Source organism: Streptomyces sp. NPDC101234 (assembly GCF_044767525.1).
GTDB lineage: Bacteria > Actinomycetota > Actinomycetes > Streptomycetales > Streptomycetaceae > Streptomyces > Streptomyces sasae.
In genome coordinates this window covers 33,182-55,650 of the sequence record NZ_JBIWOA010000018.1, presented here as the reverse complement: position 1 = coordinate 55,650, position 22,469 = coordinate 33,182, and the positions used below count along the sequence as shown (strand labels likewise).

The window sequence follows — 22,469 nt, the reverse complement described above, 5'->3', positions numbered from 1 at the left end:
GTCCTTGGGGGGCTTGGCATGGGGTGACAGGCCCCGACCGGTAGGCCGGATCACGGGTGTTCAGGCGGTGTTGCGTACATGCCGTGCGACCTTGGGCGCACGGGTGCCGCGGTGCCGCACCTGGTGGATGGTCTGGAGAGCGATCGAGGCGAGCAGTGCGACGATGGCCGCGAAGCCGAGCCAGGGGAAGGGCGGCAGGGTGACCTGCGTGCGGCCGTGGCGCATGATCCGTCCGGCGCCGGCCAGTGCCAGCGGGGCCCGGACCCGGGAGTCGGTGACGTCGAGGACGGCACCGCGGTCGGCTTCGACGCCCTTGTGCTCGGCGAGCACGTCCAGTCCGGTCCCCGCCGCGTGTACGTTCGCGGCGAGGTGCAGTCCCCGGTAGGCATCGGTGACGGCAAGTCCGTCGAGACGGGCCGGTGCTCGCAGGTCGACGGCCGTGTTCGCCCCGGAGACCGAACCTCCCTTGACCAACAACTGCGGTGAGGCGGACGTCAGGCCCTTGGCGGAGGCATCCTCGATCCGCGCCCGGGTGAGCGAGACGTGCGTGGCGGTCGATGCGGCCGTCACGCCGGTCCGGCCGCCGGCGACGGTCACGTCGGTCAGCGCGACATCGTGTGCCTTGTCGCGCACGGTGATGCCGGTGCGGGAGTCGGCGACGCGGGTCCTGGTGACCGTCGTCCGGGGGCCGGAGACCGAGATACCCCGTTCGAAACCGCTCACCGTGCCACCGGCGACGGTGGCGGACCGGATGTCCTTGCCGAGCGAGATCCCGGTACGGCCGTCGGACAGGCGAGGGTTGTCGACGGTTGCCGCGCTGCCGGGTCCGGAGATGGCCAGGGCGACGTCCGTGTGCTGCACGGCCGCGTCGGTGACGGTGCAGTTCCGGCAGGACAGCAGTCGTATGCCGCCGCGCCGGTCGGAACGGGAGTCGACGCCGAGGAGTCTGAGGCCGTCCTGGGACGTGGCCTTCACGCCGGTGCCCTTGCTGTCCCGGGTGGTGACGCCCGACAGGCTCCGCCCGGCGGTTCCGCCGACGACGACGCCGTCGCGGCCGCTGCCCGCGGCGGTCAGCCGTGCCACGGAGGTACCCGTGTCGCGGTTCAGTACGACCCCGTCCTCGACCGAGTCCTTCGCGGTGACGTCGTCCAGCCGGACTCCCGTGGCCCCGGCCACCCGCAGGCCGGTCCGGTTGTCCTCGAACGTGGCGCCCACGGCCGAACCGCTGCTGCCCGTTCCCCAGGTGACACCGGAGAAATTCGCGGGAGCCTTCCCGCGCAGCCCGAAACCGGTGACCGTGCTGTCGGTGACATCGAGCCGGCCGCCCGCCCCCATGTAGATGTACGGGCGCACCGGAGAGCTGTCGCCTGGGCTCCCGCCGTCGGGGCCGGCCGCCGCGAGCGTGGTGTCGCGTATGTCGAGGCTCGCCCGGCTGCCGCGGATCCAGGTGGCCGAGGTCGCGGAGTCGCCTGCGGTGAACAGCACCTTTTTGCTCACCTCTCCGATCCGCAGACCGGCGCCGGGGCTGAGCAGGATCGCGGCCTTGACCTGTACGACGGACGGGTCGTCGGCGCTCTGGGCGATCCAGTTCGGTCCGGTGTCGGCGACCAGCCAGCTCATCGGGACCGCCCCTGCTTTCCGGCCGCGGCGGCTCACCAGGACCCCCTGGTGGACGAGGTCCACCGCTCCCGGCCGGATCACGATGAGCCGGTCCGGCCGGCCGACACGCTGCCAGGCGGCGAGGGCCGACTGCGCGGGGTCGGCCGCATGTGCCGTCGACGCCGTGGCACAGGCCATCGCCAGCGCGGTGAGCACGGTCGCGCCCGCGGTCATCGTGCGGAACGTGCGCTTCATGCGGTCGCCTCGCTTTCGGTGGGCTGTGCCTGGCTCGGGCCGGTGCGTACGACGACGCCGTTCTCGACGGAGACCTGGCGGGTCAGCCAGCGCTGCTTGCGGATGGTGGCGAGCGCGCAGAGCTTGACCACGGCCATGACGAACGACAGGAGCACGAATCCGGGGATGAGGAAGAACGAGGACGGTCTCCGCACCAGGTGCGGGAGTATCTTCATGGCCCGGCTGATCCACCACCAGGTGGCCAGGCAGGCGACGAAGAACCAGTCCTGGCGGACCACGGCGAGTGCCATGAAGGCCGGGGCCAGCAGCAGGGTGAAGCTGCTGACCGCTTTGTCGGTCATGGTGAAGGCGAGGAACGGATGGCGCCAGACCCAGCGCCGGGACAGTGCCCGCAGGTCCGACCGCCAGGTGTTGCGCGCCCAGCGCAGCCGCTGCTTGAGGAAGATCCGCAGCGTTCCGGGGAAGGTGGACCAGACCCGTGCCGAACGCTGCATGAAGGCCAGGTGTCCGCGTTCCAGAATCAGGGTCGTCAGCCGTTTGTCGTCGCCGGACATGCACGGGACGCCCATGAAGGTCTCGTTCATGAAGTCGTCGGAGATCTCCAGCAGCAACTGCCGGCGGTAGACGGCGGTACGCCCCGACAGGCACGAGACGGCCCGGCCCATCACGCTCTGCGAGGCGTTCTCGTCGAAGTACCGGTAGTCCAGGTACATGTCGTTGACCCGCTGCAGGAAGCCTTCGGGGTTGTAGACGTTCTGCCGGGTGCCGACCCCGCCGATCTTCGGGTCGGCGAACGGCTTGCACGTCTCGGCCGCCACGTCGGCGGCCCAGATGGTGTCGGAGTCGACAAGGGCGACCAGGTCCGTGCGCGCCGCCTCCCAGCCGCGCACCAGCGCGTCCCGTTTGCCGGGCACGTCGGTGATGACGACGGTCACCGGGTAACGGCCGGCGATGTCCTGGCATGCGAGGTCGGTCGCGTCGATGACAAGGATGACCTCGTCGACGTCGTTCATGAGCCAGGACTCGATCGCCCGGGCGAAGATCACCGGGTCTTCCTGGTAGACCGGGACGACGACGCTCATCGGAAGCCGGAAGTCGTTCTCCACCGGCTTGTAGAGGGCGGCCGGTGCCCGGCGTACGAGCCAGCAGCTCCAGCGCACCAGACCGAGCACGCCCAGCGGCAGATAGATCAGGTAATACCGGAGAGTGACGAGAGTGCTGTCGAAAAGTCCGTTCATGTGGCCTGTTCTCAAGAAGCCCGCACGGGCAGCGGGGCGGAGTGCGAAGGGGCGGGCGACCGCAGCACCGCGTGACGAACGACGGCGTCCGGGACCGGACGGAAGGCCGGGACTCGGGGCAGGGGAAGCCGTGGGCGTGGGGGGACGCCCCGGCTGCCCGAGCCCCGGCGGTCGGTGCGAACTCCCGCGCTACGCCGCGCTGGAGGCCGGCGAGCCGGCCGGCCGGCCGGCTTCGAGGGTCATCCGGTCATTGACCTCGACCACTGCCTTGAGCAGCGGCAGCCGCAGGCCGATGGAGTCGGCCACGCCGAGGAAACCCTGGGTGTCCTTGGGCAGGCAGACCCCGCCGTACGCGGCGCCGCCGCGGATTCCGTAGAGCGGATTGATGGAACCCTCCGCGGAGCGGGCCACGGTCTGGGCGATGGGCTCCAGTTCCAGCCCGAGTTCCCTGCTCACCAGCCACATCTCGTTCCAGAAACTGATCTTCGTCGCGTTGTAGATGTTGTGTGCGCACTTGATCAGCTCGGCTTCGGCCGGGTTCGAGAAGTAGCGTATGTCGCCGCCGAAGGGCTGGAGCAGCTCTCCCAGGCGCTCCCGGGTCCGGGTGCTGCGGGCGGCGATCACCGTCATCCAGGGGTGCCGGAAGTCCTCCACGGCCGATGCGGCCCGCAGGAACTCGGGGTTGCTCGCGACCGTGAACCCTTCGCCCGCCTTCTTGCCCGAGTGCCGCTCCAGCAACGGCTGCACCAGGCCCTCCGCGGTGCCCGGCGGCACCGTCGAGCGGACCACGACGACGTGGGACTCGTACGACTCCCGCAGCGCCTCGCCCACGGAGGCGGTACCCCTCTCGAACGCGGTCAGGTCGTAGGCGTGACCGACATTGGGCGTCGGCAGCGTGAGGATGACGAACGAGCTCGGCTCGGCGCGGAGGTCAAGACCGTCCCGCGCGTCCAGGCCCTCCGACCGGAGCGCTGCCAACCGCGCCTCGTCGACGTCGACGAACGTCACCTTGTGGCCGGCGTGGAGGAACCCCTTTCCCGTGGCGGTCCCCACGACGCCTGACCCCACGACGAAGATTCGTGCCATGCGAACTGACCTCCTGTGATGTGCGCAGAACCAGGTTCCGAATGCGGAAGCGGATGCGCGAGAACATTTGATGCATGCGTGCTGTGAGCCACTTCCATGACGCTCACGCCGAGCTAGACGAATCATCCATCGCGCAGGTTCCGTCAATGTTCGAGAAATCAGATCCGGGGGCGATGCCGGGACATGCGCCAATCCGGCATTACGACCCCGAAATCCAGAAAATGAGCAGGTAAGAGCGCATTTTGAAACTCTTTACCCGGACAGGCGGGCAACGAGCGAAAGGACACTGGACCCTCACCACAAAAGGCCTTTGAGCAGGGAAAATGTGATACCACGGGTGAGTCGCATCCCATACGGAGAGCCGGACGTCAACCCCCCAACCGGCGGGTCTTACGGCCGCCGGATTTCCAGGCCGACGGAGCCCTGACAGATGGCTTGGGAAATTAAGAATCCGAACCTGTCGAAAAACTCCACTCCGCACACCTCTACGTCGACCGAATATCCGACAAGAATTCCTCGGTTCAGGGCAGGTGATTCCGGGGAGGTTCGGACTGTTCGGACGGCCCGATTCACGCGACAAGCGACGAGAGGACGCCGCACGAGCCGCCGTGGAGACCGCCTCACCTGTGTCGTCCTCCCGGCACGAAGGTGTGGGGCACACAAGGTTGTGCCCCCAGGGTCAATCCCCGTGCTCCAACGATTCGGCCGCGAATACGCTCGACTCCCGCCCGCCGGGCGCAGCGGAGATCCCCGCTCGCCGTCCAGCCGTTCGCCGACGAAATGCCGGCCTCCACAGGGCGGAGCAAGCTCGAATTGCCTCGGCCGCCGGGGCAGGAGCCGGAGGCCACAGCGTGCCCGGTACGGCTCGACGCCCCCCGACTGGCGGGGGGGAGGAGGCTCATCGGCCGGACCCGCTGCGCGGGACCGTGTCGTCGGAATCCGGCTCGGCGGGGTGGACGTCGGCGGCCGACACGGCCTCGCGGGCCGCCCCCGCCTCCGGCTCGTCCAGTGCGAGGGCCGCAAGGAGTACGGCGGCACGGGCAAGGTCCGCCTCCGAGTGTCCGGATCGTCGGAGCGGAGCAACCCGGAAGCTTTGAACGGCCTCTTAGCCGTGTGCCACAGCAGTCGAGGCGGGAGAGCGATATTGATCCGGGTAGCGGTCGTGGACGACGAGGCCCTGGTCCGGTCCGGCCTCGAACTGATCCTCAACTCGGCCGACGACATCGAGGTCGTCGCGACGGCCACCGGATTCGAGGCCGTCGGCAAGATCCGGGATACACACCCCGCCGTGGTACTGCTGGACATCCGAATGCCCGATGTCGACGGTCTGACCGTGCTGAGCACACTGCATGCCCTGCCCGAGACACCGGTCGTGGCCATGCTGACGACCTTCGACGCGGACGAGTACATCCTCGCGGCGCTGCGTTCAGGCGCGGCCGGCTTCCTCCTGAAGGACACTGAGCCCGATCAGCTGACCCAGTCGGTACGGACACTGGCAGCGGGTGGCGTCGTACTGTCCCCCAAGGCATCCCTGACGCTGCTGAACGCCCGGTCGGACTTGGCAGGCGACTCCGTGCTGTTGTTGGAACGCCTCACCGACCGCGAGCGGGATGTTCTCATGTTCCTCGCAGAAGGACTTTCCAACGCTTCCGTCGGAGTGCGCCTCCACCTCAGCACCGGGACCGTCAAGGACCACGTCAGCGCAATCCTTACAAAACTCGGCGTCGGAACCCGTGTTCAGGCGGCGCTGGTCGCTCAGCGGGCTGGGCTGCTGCGGGACCGGAACGGCCCTGGTGACGCCGGATGAGCACAGGTCGAGCCGCTTCTCGCGGGCGTCTGCGGGCCCTGTGCACGACTCTGTGTCTCATCGCTCTGACAGGGCTGGACCTGAAGCTCGACGGGGCCGACGCGACGCGTCTCCACCTGGCACTGGACTTCTTGGGCCTCGCTGCTGTCGCTCTCCGCAGGAAGGCCCCGCTCCTCGCCTTCCTGCTCACACTGCCGACCACCATGGGTCAGGCAGCCATCGTCGCCCCGATCGCCACGCTTTTCACCCTCGCTGAGCGCTCCCGGAACCGTGTCCTGCTGGCTGTGTGCGCGGTGGGTTTCGCGGTGGTCAATACCGTCTCGGAGACACCAGGAGACTTCAGCGCCGACGACCAGGTGTGGACCTTCGTCTCCTTCGTCTACACACTGGCGGTTGCAGCAGCCCCCGTCTTCCTGGGACAACTCGCCCAGGCACGACGGGACTTGTCAGGCCGCCTGGTCGAAATCGAGGAGGCACGGGAACACGAGCGAGCGCTGCACGAGCAGGCGGTGCTGGCCCGGGAGCGCGCCCGGTTGGCCCGGGAAATGCACGACGTCGTCTCCCACCAGGTGAGCCTGATCGCCGTACAGTCAGGTGCTCTCCAGGTATCCGCCAAGGACGTTGCGGTCAGGGAGGCCGCGAGGAAGATCCGTACGCTGAGCGTCGCGACCCTGGACGAGTTGCGCACGATGGTCACGCTGTTGCGCGCTTCCGACGGTGACCCGACAGGGCTCACGCCTCAGCCCACACTCGCCGACCTGGACAGGCTCGTCGCCTCCAGCGGCATCGACGCGAAGGTGCGCGGAGAGCTCCCCGACACCGTGGGCACGCCGACCCAGCGCGCCATCTACCGAACGGTACAAGAGGCGTTGACGAACGTGCGCAAGCACGCACCTGGTGCCACTGCACGTGTCGAACTATGGCAGGAAGGCGATGACGTCGGTGTCACGGTGACCAACTCCCAACCGTCAAGGCCCTCCTTGCCGCTTCCCGGCTCACGGCACGGTCTCGTCGGTCTGCGGGAGCGCGCGGAGAACCTGCGGGGGGAATTCCTCGCCGGACCGACTCCGGAGGGCGGCTATCGGGTGAGCATGCGGATTCCGGAGTGTGCCGAATGACGCGCGTCGCAGCCCTCGCAGGACGAACAATCGCAGCCCTCGCAGGACGAACAGGCGGGACACGATTCGGCCTGAGGTCGCCGTTCGGGGATCATGTGCGCACCGGCGGTTGGGACACCGACGACCAGGAGCAGTCCGTCCGCGTCCGGCAGGTCGCACATCCCGGAACCCGTGCTGCCGCAGCTCAGGGGGCCCGGTTCTCGGTCTTCGCCCCCGTCGCGATCCGAACGTGAGCTAAGTCGAGGACCTCGCGGGAGAGACCGATCAGGCCCGGGTCGGCTCGCCGGTACCGGAGGCTTTCGTGCAGTCGGCTCCACACCCCCGCTCTGGACCAGATCAGAAAACGCCGGTGGGCCGTCGACTTCGAGACACCGAAGCACGGTGGCAGGGACCGCCAGGCGCAGCCGCTCACGAGTACATAGACGATGGCCGCGAACAGCGCCTCGTCGGGGGTGTTCGCCGTACCGCCGCCCTGCGGACGCGCTCTGTGTTCCGGGATCAGCGGTTCGGCCGTCTCCCACAGTCCGTCAGGCACGATCCAGCTCCACGAAGCCCCGCACCGAGGGCCGTCGACAGCATGAGCCGCGACAGGTACAGCGGACGTCGTCGGCGCGATCCTGGTGAGCAGGCAGTCGCCCAGCACCGCAGTGGGCAACCGCCGGGTTTCGGAGGCGGTGAACTATCGTCCAGCTCCATTCGCGGTCGAAGAGGCCGGTCAGAAACCATGGGGTGGGCGAGGTCGGAGCACGGGCTTGCAGGCCGATGCCGCTGTTGCCGCCGCTGACGAGGATGGTCTTCATGGTGCTCCTTCTGTGACAGCGGCGAGGTTCGGGGCGTGCGCCGTCGTCGATTCGGTTGTGCGTGCAGTGCGTGTGGGAATGAGGCGCCGGTGATCCGTGCGCCGCGGTCTCTCAGGGCGCGGAGGCACCGGCAGGCCCGCATGACATGGCTGAGGACGATCAGACAGGCCGCGGCCGGGCGGTCGGCGAGCAGTTTGACGGTGTCCTGGGCGGTGACCGTCACGGTCGCCTGCCAGCCCAGCAGATGTGCCTGGGCGACCAGGAGTTCGGCGAGTTCGCCACCGCCCGCGATGACGAGATGGGGTACGGCCGGGAAGGTCTCGATGAGGACGAGTCCGGCGTCGGTGGCGTGGGTCTCGCGGCCGGCCCGGCGGCGGGCGAGCAGTTCGCGGGCCCTTTCCATGGCCTGGACGGGTCCTTGTGCCACGGTGCCGTCGTCCGGTGCGGCGACGAGGCTGACCGCCCGGGTCCTGCTGGCGTCCAGTCTGGTGATCAGTGCCGCGTCGGCTCCCTCGGCCAGCAGGGTCCACCAGCGGGCGGGGATCGCCGCAAGGGGCTGGAGCAGGACGTCGGCCTGTCCGCCGCAGGTCAAGCCGGCCCGTTTCACCTCGTCGTCGTGGACGGACACCGCGCGGACGCGTGCCGTGTGACCTGCCGTCAGGGCGGCCGCCTCGGTGGCGAGGTGGGCGTCGAACGCACCGCGGTACAGGGTGCCGTGGCAGTGTCCGTCCTCGTCGATCAGGATCGCGTCGGTGGGGTGCCGGGGGCCGAAGCCCTGCTCGGTGACGGGGCGGGCGAGCACTCCCGTACGGCCCCGGGCCGCCCACTGCCGTGCCGTTTCCGCCAGTTCGCGCGTGGTCGCGGACCTCCTCGTGCCGGTCGCCGGCGCCGGGAGAGCCGCCTGGTGGGCGAGGGCGCCATGACCGGAATTCTAGTGAGGGGCCGCCCTGATGCGCGGAGTCGAGCCGCGGTGTCCGGGAGCCACCCGAAATCAGCCACCCGAAATCCACTGGACCGCACTTCCTGTGTGATCCCTACGATAAGACCTCAAGACAACCATGCGGCCGGCTCGTTGGATGCGTGCCGGTCGGGGTCGCCGATGCCAGGGACCGCTCCCCGGGCTGCGGTGATCTTCCTACCCAGGAGGACCTTCCGCATGTTCCGACGAATTGGCAGTGCCGTCGTCCGACATCCAGTCTGGACGATCGTGGCATGGCTGATCGCGGCGGTGGCGATCGTCGCCACCGCCCCGAGCCTGCCTTCGAACAGCGACGAGAGCAGTTTCCTGCCCAAGAGTTACGAGTCCATCAAGGCGGCCGACCTCCAGGCGAAGGCGTTCCCCAGCGCCTTCACCCCGGCCGCGATCGCGCTGTACCAGCGCAGCGACGGCGGCAGGCTCACCGCCGAGGACAAACAGACCGTCTCCCGGATCACCACCGAACTGGGCGGCAAGCACATCGATCAGGTACAGAAGGTCGTCCCCGGCCAGCCGTCCAAGGACGGCAGGTACACCCTGACCCTGGTGCAGATGGACAGCAAGAACGCGGGCCAGCCCGTACAGGCGGACGCCGCCAAGGTGTTGCGCGACGACCTCGGGCAACTGGTCAAGGGCACCGGCCTGGAGGCCAAACTGGGCGGTTCGGCCGCGCAGGCCCTGGACCAGCAGGACTCGTCCAAGCGCGGCGAGGCACTGATCGGCATCGGGACCTTCGCGATCATCCTGGTGACCCTGCTGATCATCTTCCGGGCGCCGATCCTCGCGTTCCTGCCGCTGATCCTGATCGGCGTGGTGTCCGCGATCGCCAACGGGCTGATCGCGTACGCCACCAAGCTGTTCGATCTGCAGGCCAACAGTTCCGTCTCGTCGATCCTGATCGTCGTGCTCTTCGGTGTGGGCACGGACTACTTCCTGTTCCTGATGTTCCGTTACCGCGAACGCCTGCGCGCGGGTGACGAACCCAAGCAGGCCATGGTCAACGCGGTCGGCCGGGTCGGCGAGGCCATCGCCTCGGCGGCCGGCGCGGTCATCATCGCCTTCCTCGCGCTGGTGCTGTCCACGCTGGGCTTCCTGAAGCAGATGGGGCCGGCGCTGGCCATCGCGGTCTCGGTCACGCTGGTCGCGGGTCTGACCCTGATCCCGGCCGTGGTCTCGCTCATCGGCCCGAAGGTGTTCTGGCCCTCGAAGTCCTGGCAGCAGGAGCCGGCCAACGCCCGTTTCGCGGCCCTGGGCCGCGCTGTGCAGCGCCGCCCGGCGCTGACCACCGCGGTCTCCGGCGCCGTCCTGGTCGTGCTGTCGCTGGGCACGCTGGGCTATCACGCCACGTTCGACCTGGCGTCGGGCTCGATGCCGAAGACCAAGGAGTCCATGGTCGTCCAGGACGAGATGCAGAAGGCGTACTCGGCGGGTGCCGCCGCACCCACCGACGTCTATCTGTCCAGCACCGACGGCAAGCCGCTGGACAAGTCCTCCTTCGACGCCTACGCGCAGAAGCTGGGTGCCGTGGACGGTGTCGCGAGTGCCCGGATGACCCAGGTGAACGAGGGCGGCACCACGGCGGACTTCACTGTCACCCTCAAGTACGAGGCGTCGACGGACAAGGCGATCGACGCAGTGGGCCGGGTGCGTGACGTCGCGCACGCCGACGCGCCCGAGGGCACCGAGGCGGTCGTCGGCGGGATGTCCTCGATCTACAAGGACATCGACTCCGCGGTCAACCACGACTACCGGACGGTGTTCCCCGTCGCCGCCCTGCTGATCATGGTGATCCTGGGGCTGCTGCTGCGCAGTGTGGTCGCTCCCTGGTACCTGATCGCCTCGGTGGGGCTCGGCTTCGGTGCCACCCTCGGTGCCACGGTCTGGATCTTCCAGGAGGCGCAGGGCAAGCCAGGGTTGATGTTCATGCTCCCGGTGATCATGTATCTCTTCGTGGTCGCCATCGGCACGGACTACAACATCCTGATGATCGCCCGGCTCCGCGAGGAGGCCCGCGAGGGCCGGGAGCCGCGTGAGGCGGCCGGCATGGCGCTGCGGCACGCGGGTCCGACGGTGGCCGCGGCCGGCTTCATCCTGGCGGCGACCTTCGCCACGATGATGCTGGCGGGCAACGCCCTGCTCACGGAGATGGGTTTCGCGGTCTCCTTCGGCATCGCGGTCGCCGCGTTCGTGATGGCGATGTTCTTCACGCCCAGCCTCACGGCGCTGATCGGCCACGCGGCCTGGTGGCCGGGCCACGCCGACCGTGCGGAGCCGACGGCGGACACGCCACCCGCCGGCTCCGTTCCGGCACCCGGCGGGGACCACAGCACCCCGGCGGGGCGGCGCGGTTGACAGCCGCTGTGACAGCGGGTCGGTTGGGCCACCCGGCCCGGCCGACCCGTCACGCACCGCCGACGGTCCACGCTGTGCCGCATCCGCCGACACGGGCATCATGAGCGTCGGCCGCGTCGACGACACCGAGACGCTGCGGACCGGTCTGCGTCCGGTGGGCGGGTTCCTGGACCGACCGGCCGGGTGAGGCGCCGCGTCGCCGGGTGCGCGCCGGAGTCAGGTGAGCCGGGTCCGGCGTACCCGGTTGCGCAGTTCGCCGAGACCGCTGACCCGGGTGACGACGAGATCGCCGTCGCCGAGGAAGATCTGCGGTTCGCGGGCGCTGCCGATGCCGCTCGGCGTGCCGGTGAGGACCACGTCCCCGGACCGCAGGGTCATGCCGCGGCTGAGCTCGGCGATGATCCTGGGGATGGGGAAGGCCATCTGGCCGCTGGTCGCGTTCTGCAGCAGACGGCCGTCGACCTCGCACTGCACCCGCAGGCCGGTCAGGTCGTCGATCTCGTCGGCGGTCGTCAGCCACGGCCCGAGCGGCATGGTCGCGTCGATGCTCTTGCCCTTGAGCCACTGGCCGCCGTGTGCCCGCTGGAGGTCACGCTGGGACACGTCGTTGGCGACGAGGTAGCCGAAGACGTGGTCCAGGGCCTTCTCCTCCGGGATCGACCGTCCCTCGCGGCCGATGACGAGCGCGATCTCCGCTTCGTAGTCCCACTTGGCGGAGAGGTCGGGGTCGTAGGCGATGTCGTCGGCGGGGCCGATGACGGTGCCGGGGCCCTTGGTGAAGAAGGTGGGATGCTCGGGCCGCTTGTCCGGGTCCTGGCCCTCCCGTTTTCCCCTCGACTCCTCGAAGTGGTCCCAGTAGTTCCAGCCGGTGCACAGGATGTCGCGGTTGAAGCGGTGCAGCGGGGCCTCCAGGCGGACCTGGGCCAGGTCCAGGGTCGCGCCGGGCACGGCGGTGCGGACCGCCTCCAGGGCTTCCGGGCCGCCGCGGACGATGTCGTCCACCGTGCCGATCTCCGCGGGCAGCACGGTGACCGTCTGCCCGGTCTCGTCCACGACGCCGGATCGCCGCTCGCCGTCGACGGCGAGGGATGCAAGCTTCACGTCTCCCCTTTCGCTCAGTTGCGGTCGGGCACGCCCACGACCGGGCGAGCGTATTGACTTTAAATGACGACCGTGAAAAATACGAGATATGAGATCCATGGAGGATACACCCGCCGAACCGGCCAGCGCCGTCCACCGGTGCCGCGTGGAGTGGTCGGACACCGACGCCTCCGGGCACCACCACAACTCGGCGGTGGTCCGGTTCGTGGAGGCGGCCGAGGCGGCGCTGGTCCGCGAGCACGGTGTCGTCGGCTACTTCGGTGCCGCGCCGCGGGTGCGCTACGAGGTCGACTTCACCTCTCCGCTGTGGTTCCAGCAGGAGGTGACGACCGTCCTCGCCGTCGAACGCATCGGGACGTCCTCGATGACGTTCCGGTTCGAGGTGTGGGGCGAGAGGACCGACGACCGGCCGCGTCGGCTCGCGGCGTCCGGCCGGTACACGGTCGTCCATGTGCCACCGGGAAAGCCGGGAGAGGAGCGGGTCAGCGCGCCCTGGCCCGCCGAGTGGGTCGCCGCGCTCACCGCGGCTTCCGCGGATGCCGAGCCGGGCGGGGACGGCCCCCGGCACCCGTAGCCGAACCCCGGCCGTGCCGTCGGGGAGATTTCGCCCACCGAAGGGCGGGCCGGGAGCCGGCCCGCCGTGGGTGTGTGGACGGTCCTACGCTGCGAGAGCGTGCCCGGGGTGCAGGACGACCTTGGTGTAGCCCTCTATCCGCTGGTCGAACTTCTCGTACGCCCTCGGCGCGTCCTCCAGTGGCAGTTCGTGGGAGACCACGAAGCTGGGCTTGGCCCGCCCTGCGATGATCAGGTCACGCAACTGGCGGTTGTACTGCTTCACATTGCACTGGCCGGTGCCCATCCGCTGGCCCTTCTCGAACATCCTGCCGATGGAGACCAGCAGCTGGCCGTGTTTGGCGTGCTCGTCGGGTCCGCCCGGGTCGGACGGGACGTACAGGCCCGGCACACCGTGCATACCGGTCGGCCGTACCGTCTCGACGAGCTCGTTGAGGACGATGGCGGGTTCCTCGTGGCTCGCGTCGTGCGCCTGTGCCTGATAGCCGACGGCATCGACGCCCTTGTCCGTTCCCTCGCCTCCGGTCTGTTCCTTGATCTGGGCCGCCGGGTCGCCCTTGGTGAAGTCGATCGGGATCGCTCCGATCTGCTCGGCCTTGGCGAGCCGCTCGGGCACGCGGTCGACCGAGAACACCTTGGCCGCACCGCGCAGCAGCGCGGAGTACGCGGCCATCAGCCCGACCGGGCCGGCCCCGAAGACGGCCACGCTCTCGCCGGGGGACACCTGGGCGAGCTCGCAGCCGTGGTAGCCCGTCGGGAAGATGTCGGCGAGCAGCACGAAATCGGTCTCGAACTCCTCGCCCGGCGGCAGCTTGAGGCAGTTGAAGTCGGCGAACGGTACCCGCAGCAGCTCTGCCTGCCCGCCCTTGTAGGGGCCCATCGCCACATAGCCGTAGGCTCCGCCGGCGAAGCCCGGATTGACCGTGAGGCAGAAGCCGGTCTTGCCGGCCAGGCAGTTCTTGCAGAATCCGCAGGCGACGTTGAACGGCATGACGACGCGGTCGCCCTTGGACAACGACGTCACACCCGTGCCGATCTCCTCGACTATGCCGAGGTTCTCGTGTCCGAAGACGATGCCCGACTCGGCGGCCGTGCGGCCCTCGTACATATGCAGGTCGGATCCGCAGATGGCGGTCGACGTGACCCGTACCAGCACGTCGTTCGGGTGCTGGATGCGCGGATCGTCGACGTCCCGCACGGTGACGCTGAAGGGCTTCTCGTAGACGACGGCTTTCACCTGGCTCACCTCCGCGTCGAACGCCGAGGGCCGGGGGCCGGCGACGGACCGCGCAGACCGAGGCGGTGGCCAGGAGAAACACGTCGAGGCAGAGCCCCCGGTCCGTGCCGCGACCCTAGGCGCTCTTGTTTCACCATCGGATACTTCCAGAAAACGCCGCTCGGGCGGGCGCTGCAACCCCCTCGGGGTCCGGATGCGGTGAGTGCTCGGGGCGCACACCCGCTCCGCAGGCGATCGGCTCCGCGTTCTCGAAGATCATCGACTTGCCGTCGCCGTCCCGGATGATCACCGGCGGCGGGTCCCGGCGTCGTACGCGGCCGTCACCGACTCGTCGAACGATTCCCGACGGGCCGCGCGTCGCGGCCCGTTCGGCGCCGGTATGCGGCGTTAGGCTCCTCAACGGGCCTGTATGGCACAGGCGTTGGGGCATCAGGGGGAACCGGGTGGGAACGGCACAGGCGCCGGAGTTGCGACCCGTCGCGGAGTTGCTCGCCGAGAACGCCCGGCGGCACGGCGGGAGGGTCGCCTTCGCCGATGACCGGCGGGCCCTGTCCTGGGCCGAACTGGAATGCAGGACGGGCCGGTTGGGGGCGCGGTTGGGGACCGGCCGCTCGGACCGGGTGGCCTTCTGCCTGGACAACGGCGTGGAGCTGGTCGAGGGGCTGCTGGCCACGGTGCGGGCCGGCACGGTGGGCGTACCGCTCGGTTCCCGCGCCACGGATGCCGAACTCGCCGAGCTGCTGGCCGACTGCGATCCGGCCGTGCTGGTCACCGACCGGCGCAACCTGTCACGGATCACCCGGCTGACGGCCGGCCGGCCGGTGCGGCTGCTCGTCACCGGCGAGGGCCCGCTGCCAAAAGGGGCGACCGCCTGGGAGGCCCTGGTCGCAGAACCGTCGTCCGCTCCCCCCGACGACCTCGGCCTGGACGAGCCTGCCTGGCTGCTCTACACCTCAGGGACCTCCGGCGCCAGCAGGGCGGCGGTCTCCAGTCAGCGGTCCGCGCTCTGGTCCCCGGCCGCCTGCTACCTGCCCCGGCTCGGCCTGTCGGCCGCGGACCGCATCCTGTGGCCGCTGCCCCTCTCCCACACCTACGCCCACTCGCTCTGTGTCCTGGGCACCACCATGGCCGGGGCGAGCGCCCGGATCACCGCGCCCCGCGAACCGGCCGCGCTGGCACGGCTGGTCGACGAGTACGCGCCGACCGTCCTGGCCGGAGTCCCCCTCACCTACCGGCAGTTGCTGGACACCGGGCTGGGCTCCGTGCCCTCGCTGCGGCTGTGCGTCACGGCCGGGGCGCCCAGTGACCCGGAGCTGCGGGAGGAGGTCGAGGCACGGTTCGGTGCTCCGCTGCTGGACGGCTACGGCTCCACGGAGACCTGCGGAAAGATCGCCATGGAGGGGCCCGGCGGGCCGAGGGCGCGCGGCGGCAGCGGGACGCCGCTGCCCGGTATGGAGGTACGCCTCGTCACGCCGGAGACCGCCGACGGGGACGGCGAGATCTGGGTGCGCGGCCCGGGCGTGATGCTCGGCTACCACAACCGGCCCGAGGAGACCGCCGCCGTCCTGCGCGACGGCTGGTACCGCACCGGTGACCTGGGCCGGTTGGACGAGCGGGGCGTGCTGACGGTCACCGGGCGGGCGACCGACCGTATCGTGCGCGGCGGGGAGAACGTCGACCCGGCCGAGGTCGAGCGCGTGCTGTGCGGTCTGCCGGGGGTGCGGGACGCGGCCGTGGTCGGACGGGCCCATCCGCTGCTCGGTGAGGTTCCGGTGGCGTTCGTGGTGCCGGACCGTCCGGACCTGGATCCGGCGCCGCTGCTGCGCGCCTGCGCGGCGGTGCTCTCCGCGCACAAGGTGCCCGAGGAGGTGCTGCTCACCCCGGCCGTGCCGCGCACCGCGGGCGGCAAACCGCGCCGGGCCCTGCTGCGCCAGGCCCTCGCCGACCGCCCTGCCGAACCGGGCCTCGTCGCACTGGCCGACCGGACGCCCGGCGAGCGGCGGGCCGCGCTGACCGACCTGGTGTGCACGGAGACCGCGGCGATCAGCGGGGCGGCCGCCGATCCCGGCACCGCGTTCGCCGATCTCGGTCTGACGTCGATGGACGCCATGACCCTGTGGCACCGCCTCGGCGCCCGCACCGGGCTGCGGCTCCCGGCGACACTGGTGTGGGACCATCCGAACCCGGCCGCGACAGCCGCCTACCTGGACGCCCGGCTGCACGGAACTCCGGTACCCGCGAGTGCGGTTGCGACGCGCGGCCCGGAGGCCGACCCGGTGGCGATCGTGGCCGTCGGCTGCCGTTACCCGGGCGGAGTGAGCTCGCCCGAGGACCTCTGGCGCCTGGTGGCCGAGGGGGTCGACGCCACCTCCGAGTTCCCCGCCGACCGGGGCTGGGACCTGGCCGCCCTGCACCATCCCGACCCGGACCGGATCGGGACGACGTACACCCGCCGCGGCGGCTTCCTCGACGGCGTGGCGGATTTCGACCCGCTGTTCTTCGGCATGTCGCCCCGCGAGGCGCTGGCCACCGATCCCCAGCAGCGGCTGCTGCTGGAGGTCGCCTGGGAGAGCTTCGAACGGGCGGGCATCGCGGCGCCACGGCTGCGCGGCACCAGCACCGGCGTGTTCGTCGGTCTGATGCACGCCGGCGGGTACGCGAGCGGGCTCTCGCCGCACGAACTGGAGGCGCATCTCGGCGTCGGATCGTCACCGAGTGTGGCGTCCGGCCGGATCGCCTATGTCCTCGGGCTGCGCGGCCCGGCGCTCACTGTGGACACGGCCTGCTCGTCGTCGCTGGTGGCGCTGGACCTGGCCGCCAGGTCGCTGCGCGCCGGGGAGTGTTCGCTCGCGCTGGCCGGCGGGGTGACGGTGCTGCCGAGCCCGCTGCCGTTCGTGGCGTTCAGCCGCCTTCGGGGGCTGTCGCCGGACGGCCGCTGCCGTTCGTTCGCCGCGGGCGCGGACGGCACCGCCTGGGCCGAGGGCGTCGGCCTGGTGCTGCTGGAACGGCTCTCGGACGCCCGGCGCAACGGCCATCCGGTACTGGCGGTGCTGCGCGGCTCCGCCGTCAACTCGGACGGTGCCTCGAACGGCCTGACCGCCCCCAACGGCGAGGCGCAGCGGGACCTGATCCGGCTGGCGCTGGCCGACGCGGGCCTGCGGGCGGCCGACGTGGACGCGGTCGAGGGGCACGGTACGGGAACCGCGCTCGGCGACCCGGTCGAGGCGGGCGCCCTGCTCGCCACCTATGGACAGCACCGCGATCCGGGCGATCCGGTGTGGCTGGGTTCGGTGAAGTCGAACCTCGGGCACACCCAGGCCGCGGCGGGGGTGGCGGGCCTGATCAAGCTGATCGAGGCGATGGGCCACGACGAACTGCCCGCCTCCCTGTACGCGGAGCAGCCGTCGCCGCATGTCGACTGGTCCGCGGGCGCGGTACGGCTGCTCGACCGGGCCCGGCCATGGCCGCGCCGCGACCGCCCGCGCCGGGCAGCGGTCTCGTCGTTCGGCATCGGCGGCACCAACGCCCATGTGATCATTGAGGAGCCGCCCCGGGACGATGCGGACCCGGCCGCGCCCACGACGCGTCGGCTGCCGGTCATGCCCTGGCTCGTCGGCGGGGGTGACGAGGCCGGGCTGCGCGCGCAGGCCGCGAGGCTGGCGGCCGCGCTCACCGACGTGCAGGACGAGGCGGGCGCCCTGGACGCCGCGTACTCGCTCGCCACCACCCGGGCGCCCCTGTCCCACCGGGCGGCCGTCCTCGCCACCGACGCCGACGGCCTGCTCGCGGGGTTGCGCGACCTCGCCGCCGAGATCGACGGCCCGGCGCTGCTGCGGGGCACCGCGCCCCCGCGTCCGAAGGTGGCGCTCCTCTGTCCGGGCCAGGGAGCCCAGCGCCCCGGGATGGGCGGCGAACTGCGGGCGGCGTTCCCGGTCTTCGAGGCGGCGTTCACCGCTCTGTGCGAGGAGTTCACCCCGTGGCTCGACCGCCCTCTGCTGGAGGTGATCGACGGGGAAGCCGGTCTGCTGGACCGTACCGACTATGCGCAGCCCGCGCTGTTCGCCCACGCGGTGGCCCTGCACACCCTGCTCGCCGGCCTCGGGGTACGGCCGGACTTCCTGGTCGGGCACTCCGTCGGCGAGCTGGCCGCCGCTCATGTGGCCGGGGTGTTCTCGCGCGCCGATGCGGTACGGCTGGTCGCCGCGCGCGGCCGGTTGATGGCCGCCCTGCCCGCCGGCGGCGCGATGATCGCGGTCCGCGCGCCGCTGGCCGAGGTGACGCGCCGCCTCGACGGGGTTCCCGGCCGGGCCGTCGCGGTCGCGGTCGCGGCGGTCAACGGTCCGGAGTCGGTCGTGCTCTCCGGACCGGAGGACGCGGTGACGGCACTGGCCACCGCCGTGGGCCGGCCGTACCGCCGACTGCGGGTGAGCCATGCCTTCCACTCGCCGCTGCTGGACCCGATGCTGGCCGAGTACCGTGCGGTCGCCGAGTCGGTGACCTACCACCGGCCGTCCGTTGCGATCGTGTCCACGCTGACCGGCCGGACCGAGTCGGACGCCCTCGCCACCGCCGAGCACTGGGTACGGCAGGCGCGCGAGACGGTCCGGTTCGCCGAGGCGATGGACCGGTTGGCCGACGAGGGGGTCACGGCCTACGTCGAGGCCGGGCCCGCCCCCTCGCTGGCCGTGGCGGCCGAGGAGTGCGTCGGGCCGGGCACCGGCGCGGTGTTCACTTCGTGCGGTGACGCGCGTACGACGGTGGCGGCGCTGGCCGCGCTGCATGTGCACGGGGTACCGGTCGACTGGCGATCGGTGTACGCCGGCACCGGGGCCCGGCGGCGTCCGCTGCCCACCTACCCCTTCCAGCGCCGGCGCTACTGGCTGAACGCCGCCGCGCACCGGAGCCGGTCCGGTCATCCGCTGCTGGGGGAACCGCTGCCCGACGCCGACGGGCCCGGAATCCGGCACACCACCGTCCTGTCCCTGGACCGCCATCCCTGGCTGGCCGACCACACGATCGGCGACCGGGCGCTGGTACCCGCCACCGTCTTCGCCGAACTGGCCGCACGGGCCGACGGCTCCCCGGGCCCGGCCGGGCTGGCCGAACTGGCCCTCCACGCACCGCTCGTGCTGTCTGCGGAGCACGGGACGCAGGTGCAGGTGGTGGCCGGGAGCCCGGACGGGTCGGGTGGCCGGCCGGTCACCGTCTGGGCGCGCCGGGCCGGTACGCCGGGGCCGTGGACTCGGCATGCCACCGCGACGACCGCACCGGCCGGTCCGCCGCCCGACGGCATGCCCACGTCGTGGCCGCCGGCCGGAGCCGAACGGATCGCCGTCGACTACGGGCGCCTCGCCGACCACGGCCATCGCTATGGCACCGCTTTCCGCGCGGTGACCGCGCTGTGGCGCCGGGGCGACGAGATCCTCGCCGAACTGGCGCTGCCGCCGGAGGAAGCGGCGGCCGCGGGGTCGTACACCCTGCACCCCGCCCTGTTCGACGCGGCGCTGCACGCCGCGCTGCTGGCGGGGGAACCGGGTGAGGGGCCGGGTGGGCCCGCGGCGCCGCTCGCCCTTTCCGGGGTGACGGTGTACACGACCGGCGCCTGCGCCGCGCGGGCGGTCGTACGGCGGGTCGGCCCGGACGAGTTCCGCGTCGCCCTCACCGATGGGGCCGGACTGCCGCTGGCCATGGTGGAGTCGGTGGTCACCCGGCCGATCCCGACGCGGGCTCCCGCGGAGACGTATCGGCTCGCCTGGCGGCCCGTGACGCCGGGAGGTTCCGCGAGCACGACGCACGAGGTACTGGACGTGGCCCGGCTGGCCGCAGCCCTGCCCCCGGACGCCGCTGTGCCCGATCGGGTGCGGGGGCTGCTCACCGCCGTGCTGGATCGGGTGCGCGACTGGACCGCGGACGCGCGGCCGGGCCGTCTGCTGGTGCTGACCCGCAACGCCACCGGCGACGATCCCGACCTCGCCGAGGCCGCCGTCGCCGGGCTGGTGCGCAGCGCCCAGTCCGAGCATCCCGACCGCATCGTCCTGGTGGACCATCCGGACGCAACGGCCGACGCGGCGAAACCGGGGCTCGCGGTCCTGGAGGCGGCAGATCTGAAGACCGCGGACCTGAATGCGGCCGACCGGAAGGTGGCGGACCAGGAAGCGGCGGGTCCGAAGGCAGCCGACCCGAAACCGACGGACCTGAAGGCAACCGACCCGAAGGCAGCCGACCCGAAGGCGGCGGACCTGGAGGCAACCGAGTTGGAGGCGGCGCTGCGGTCCGGTGAGCCCCAGGTCGCCGTGCGCGACGGTGTCGTCCTGGCTCCCCGGCTGGTCCTGGCCGATCACCCGGCCACCGGATCTGCCGAGCCGACCCCCGAAGGGACCGTACTGGTCACCGGAGGCACCGGCGCGCTCGGGGCCGGCCTGGCCCGCTATCTGGTCGCCGAGCGCGGGGTACGGCGTCTGCTGCTGGCGAGCGGCAGCGGAAAGGTCCCGGACTGGGTGGCCGAACTGCCCGCCGATGTGCGGGTGGTGGCATGCGATGTGAGCGACCGGGCGTCGGTGGACGCCCTGGTCGGCTCCTGCCGGTCGACGCTCACCGCGGTCTTCCACCTGGCGGGGGTGGTGGACGACGGTGTGGTGGACGCCATGACGCCCGAGCGGCTGGCGACCGTGCTCGCGCCGAAGGCGGACGGTGCCTGGTATCTGCACGAGGCGACGCAGGGCCTGGATCTGTCCGCCTTCGTGCTGTACTCCTCGGCCGCGGGCGTGCTCGGCCGGCCGGGACAGTCGAACTACGCGGCCGCGAACGGGTTCCTGGACGCCCTCGCCCGGCACCGGGTGGCCCGCGGCCTGCCCGCGCAGGCGCTGGCGTGGGGACCGTGGGCCACGGCGGGCGAGGAGGGGATGGCAGACCGCGTCGCGCCCGGCCGCATCCGCGAGGGCGGCGTCCTGCCCGTCGGCGAGCGGGAGGGCACGGCTCTCCTCGACGCGGCGCTGCGCACTCAGGAACCGCTGCTGGTGCCGGTCCCGCTGGACCTCCGGGCCGCCGCCGACGCGGGCGCGCCGGCCGTCCTCGCCGATCTGCTGCCGCCGAGTCCGGCCGCGGTCGACACGGCGCCCGTCGAGGGAGCCGGGCAGCGGCCCGGTGCCTGGCGCGAGCGGCTCGCGAGCGTTCCGTCTGCCGAACGTCCGGCCCTGCTCACGGAGTTGATCCGGGCCGAGATCGCGGCGGTCCTGGGCTTCACCGACCCGGCCGCCCTCCCCGCCGAACGTTCCTTCACGGAACTCGGCTTCGACTCGCTGTCCGCCGTCCAGATCCGGAACAGGCTCAGCGCGTTCACCCAGGTACGGCTGGCTCCGACCGTCGCTCTGGAGTACCCCACGCTGCCGGAGCTGGCGGCACACGTCCACACGGCGCTGCTCGACGCGGACGCACCGCAGGGAGCCGAACCGGAGCATGCCGACGGCCCCCGGGAGACCCGGCCCGAACCAGCGACCCAACTCCCCCACGCCCCTTACCGGTTCAGCCCCCTCTACCACCGCGTCCTGCGTGAACAGGGAGCGCAGGAGGCAATGGGACTGCGGTTCCTGGCGTCCTATGCCCTCCCGGTCTTCTCCGACGGCGAGCGCGCGCGGCACACCGTTCCGCCGCTCCAGCTCGCCCACGGCGACGGCACCCCGCTGGCGTATCTCCCGGACTACCTGACACCGCACCTGCGTCTCCCCACCGCCCTGGCCCGGCGGTTCGACGGTGAGCGTGATCTGTACCTGCTGGAGCACCCCGGATTCGGTACACGCAGGGCCGTTCCGGACAGTGTGGCCACGCTGGTGCGGGCCCACGCCGACACCGTGCGCGCGCTGCCCGTCGAGACCGCACCGGTCCTGGTCGGCTACTGCGCGGGCGGGGCGATCGCCCATGCCGTGGCCCGGCAGCTGGCGCTGGCGGGACGGCCACCGGCCGGGGTGGTCCTGATCGACTCCCATGCCGGAGTGCTGCGCCGCGCCGATGCGCGCGGGCAGGCCCTGGTGTCCGCGGGCGCCGCGCTCCCGGCCGATGTCGTCGACGGGCTGGACGACTCCCTGCTGATCACCGGGGGCGGGTATGTACGCGTGATGGAGGGCTGGCGGCCCGAACCGTCCCCGGTCCCCACCCTGCTGCTGCGCGGTCGGCCCACCGCCGAGATGCTGCGCCTCGCACCCGACGGGGACTGGCGGCCGCACTGGCCGCTGCCGCACGACGGCGTGGACGTGCCCGGCGACCACCACTCCCTACTCCACCAGGACGCCGACAGCACGGCCGCGGCGATCCGCGCCTGGCTGACCAAGTGA

Annotated in this window: 11 protein-coding genes and 1 pseudogene; 5 read left to right on the top strand and 7 right to left on the bottom strand. The window is 71.4% G+C overall.

What is annotated here, in order from left to right:
- Nucleotides 1-60: 60 nt before the first annotated feature.
- The 3 genes from ACIRR9_RS30075 to ACIRR9_RS30065 all read right to left on the bottom strand — a co-directional run bounded on the left by ACIRR9_RS30075 (nucleotide 61) and on the right by ACIRR9_RS30065 (nucleotide 4,178).
- Nucleotides 61-1,854 carry a right-handed parallel beta-helix repeat-containing protein gene (locus tag ACIRR9_RS30075; RefSeq protein WP_403758066.1) on the bottom strand — a complete coding sequence of 598 codons (1,794 nt, stop codon included), beginning with the start codon at nucleotides 1,852-1,854 and terminating at the stop codon, nucleotides 61-63.
- Nucleotides 1,851-3,092 (bottom strand): glycosyltransferase, encoded by a 1,242-nt coding sequence (locus ACIRR9_RS30070; RefSeq protein ID WP_403758063.1) that lies wholly within the window; start codon nucleotides 3,090-3,092, stop codon nucleotides 1,851-1,853. The genes ACIRR9_RS30075 and ACIRR9_RS30070 overlap by 4 nt, the downstream gene beginning before the upstream one ends.
- A gap of 189 nt (nucleotides 3,093-3,281) precedes the next feature.
- Complete coding sequence (locus tag ACIRR9_RS30065; protein ID WP_403758061.1) at nucleotides 3,282-4,178, bottom strand: 2-dehydropantoate 2-reductase N-terminal domain-containing protein; 897 nt, start codon at nucleotides 4,176-4,178, stop codon at nucleotides 3,282-3,284.
- Nucleotides 4,179-5,322: 1,144 nt separating this feature from the next.
- Between ACIRR9_RS30065 and ACIRR9_RS30060 the strand changes: the two genes are divergently transcribed.
- Nucleotides 5,323-5,985: a response regulator gene (locus ACIRR9_RS30060; protein WP_403758058.1), complete on the top strand. Its 663-nt coding sequence runs from the start codon at nucleotides 5,323-5,325 to the stop codon at nucleotides 5,983-5,985.
- Nucleotides 5,982-7,103 carry a sensor histidine kinase gene (locus ACIRR9_RS30055; protein WP_403758055.1) on the top strand — a complete coding sequence of 374 codons (1,122 nt, stop codon included), beginning with the start codon at nucleotides 5,982-5,984 and terminating at the stop codon, nucleotides 7,101-7,103. The genes ACIRR9_RS30060 and ACIRR9_RS30055 overlap by 4 nt, the downstream gene beginning before the upstream one ends.
- 95 nt (nucleotides 7,104-7,198) lie before the next feature.
- On the opposite strand, the pseudogene ACIRR9_RS30050 reads toward ACIRR9_RS30055, so the two are convergent.
- Both ACIRR9_RS30050 and ACIRR9_RS30045 read right to left on the bottom strand, forming a co-directional pair.
- A pseudogene (locus tag ACIRR9_RS30050) lies at nucleotides 7,199-7,641 on the bottom strand (transposase); the annotation flags it as partial.
- Complete coding sequence (locus tag ACIRR9_RS30045; protein ID WP_403758471.1) at nucleotides 7,602-8,750, bottom strand: XdhC family protein; 1,149 nt, start codon at nucleotides 8,748-8,750, stop codon at nucleotides 7,602-7,604. The pseudogene ACIRR9_RS30050 and the gene ACIRR9_RS30045, both read right to left, overlap by 40 nt.
- Nucleotides 8,751-9,059: 309 nt before the next feature.
- Here ACIRR9_RS30045 and ACIRR9_RS30040 point away from each other — a divergent pair, with 309 nt between their 5' ends.
- The gene (locus ACIRR9_RS30040; RefSeq protein WP_403758052.1) at nucleotides 9,060-11,231 is read left to right on the top strand and encodes an MMPL family transporter; all 2,172 of its coding nucleotides are present in this window, start codon (nucleotides 9,060-9,062) and stop codon (nucleotides 11,229-11,231) included.
- Between the two features lie 216 nt (nucleotides 11,232-11,447).
- Here the strand turns inward: ACIRR9_RS30040 and ACIRR9_RS30035 are convergent, their stop codons facing one another.
- Complete coding sequence (locus ACIRR9_RS30035; RefSeq protein WP_403758049.1) at nucleotides 11,448-12,332, bottom strand: fumarylacetoacetate hydrolase family protein; 885 nt, start codon at nucleotides 12,330-12,332, stop codon at nucleotides 11,448-11,450.
- 88 nt (nucleotides 12,333-12,420) lie between these two features.
- Between ACIRR9_RS30035 and ACIRR9_RS30030 the strand changes: the two genes are divergently transcribed.
- Complete coding sequence (locus ACIRR9_RS30030; RefSeq protein WP_403758046.1) at nucleotides 12,421-12,906, top strand: acyl-CoA thioesterase; 486 nt, start codon at nucleotides 12,421-12,423, stop codon at nucleotides 12,904-12,906.
- A gap of 84 nt (nucleotides 12,907-12,990) precedes the next feature.
- Here ACIRR9_RS30030 and ACIRR9_RS30025 read toward each other — a convergent pair whose 3' ends face one another.
- Nucleotides 12,991-14,142 carry a glutathione-independent formaldehyde dehydrogenase gene (locus tag ACIRR9_RS30025; protein ID WP_403758043.1) on the bottom strand — a complete coding sequence of 384 codons (1,152 nt, stop codon included), beginning with the start codon at nucleotides 14,140-14,142 and terminating at the stop codon, nucleotides 12,991-12,993.
- 443 nt (nucleotides 14,143-14,585) lie between these two features.
- Between ACIRR9_RS30025 and ACIRR9_RS30020 the strand changes: the two genes are divergently transcribed.
- Nucleotides 14,586-22,469: a type I polyketide synthase gene (locus tag ACIRR9_RS30020; RefSeq protein WP_403758041.1), complete on the top strand. Its 7,884-nt coding sequence runs from the start codon at nucleotides 14,586-14,588 to the stop codon at nucleotides 22,467-22,469.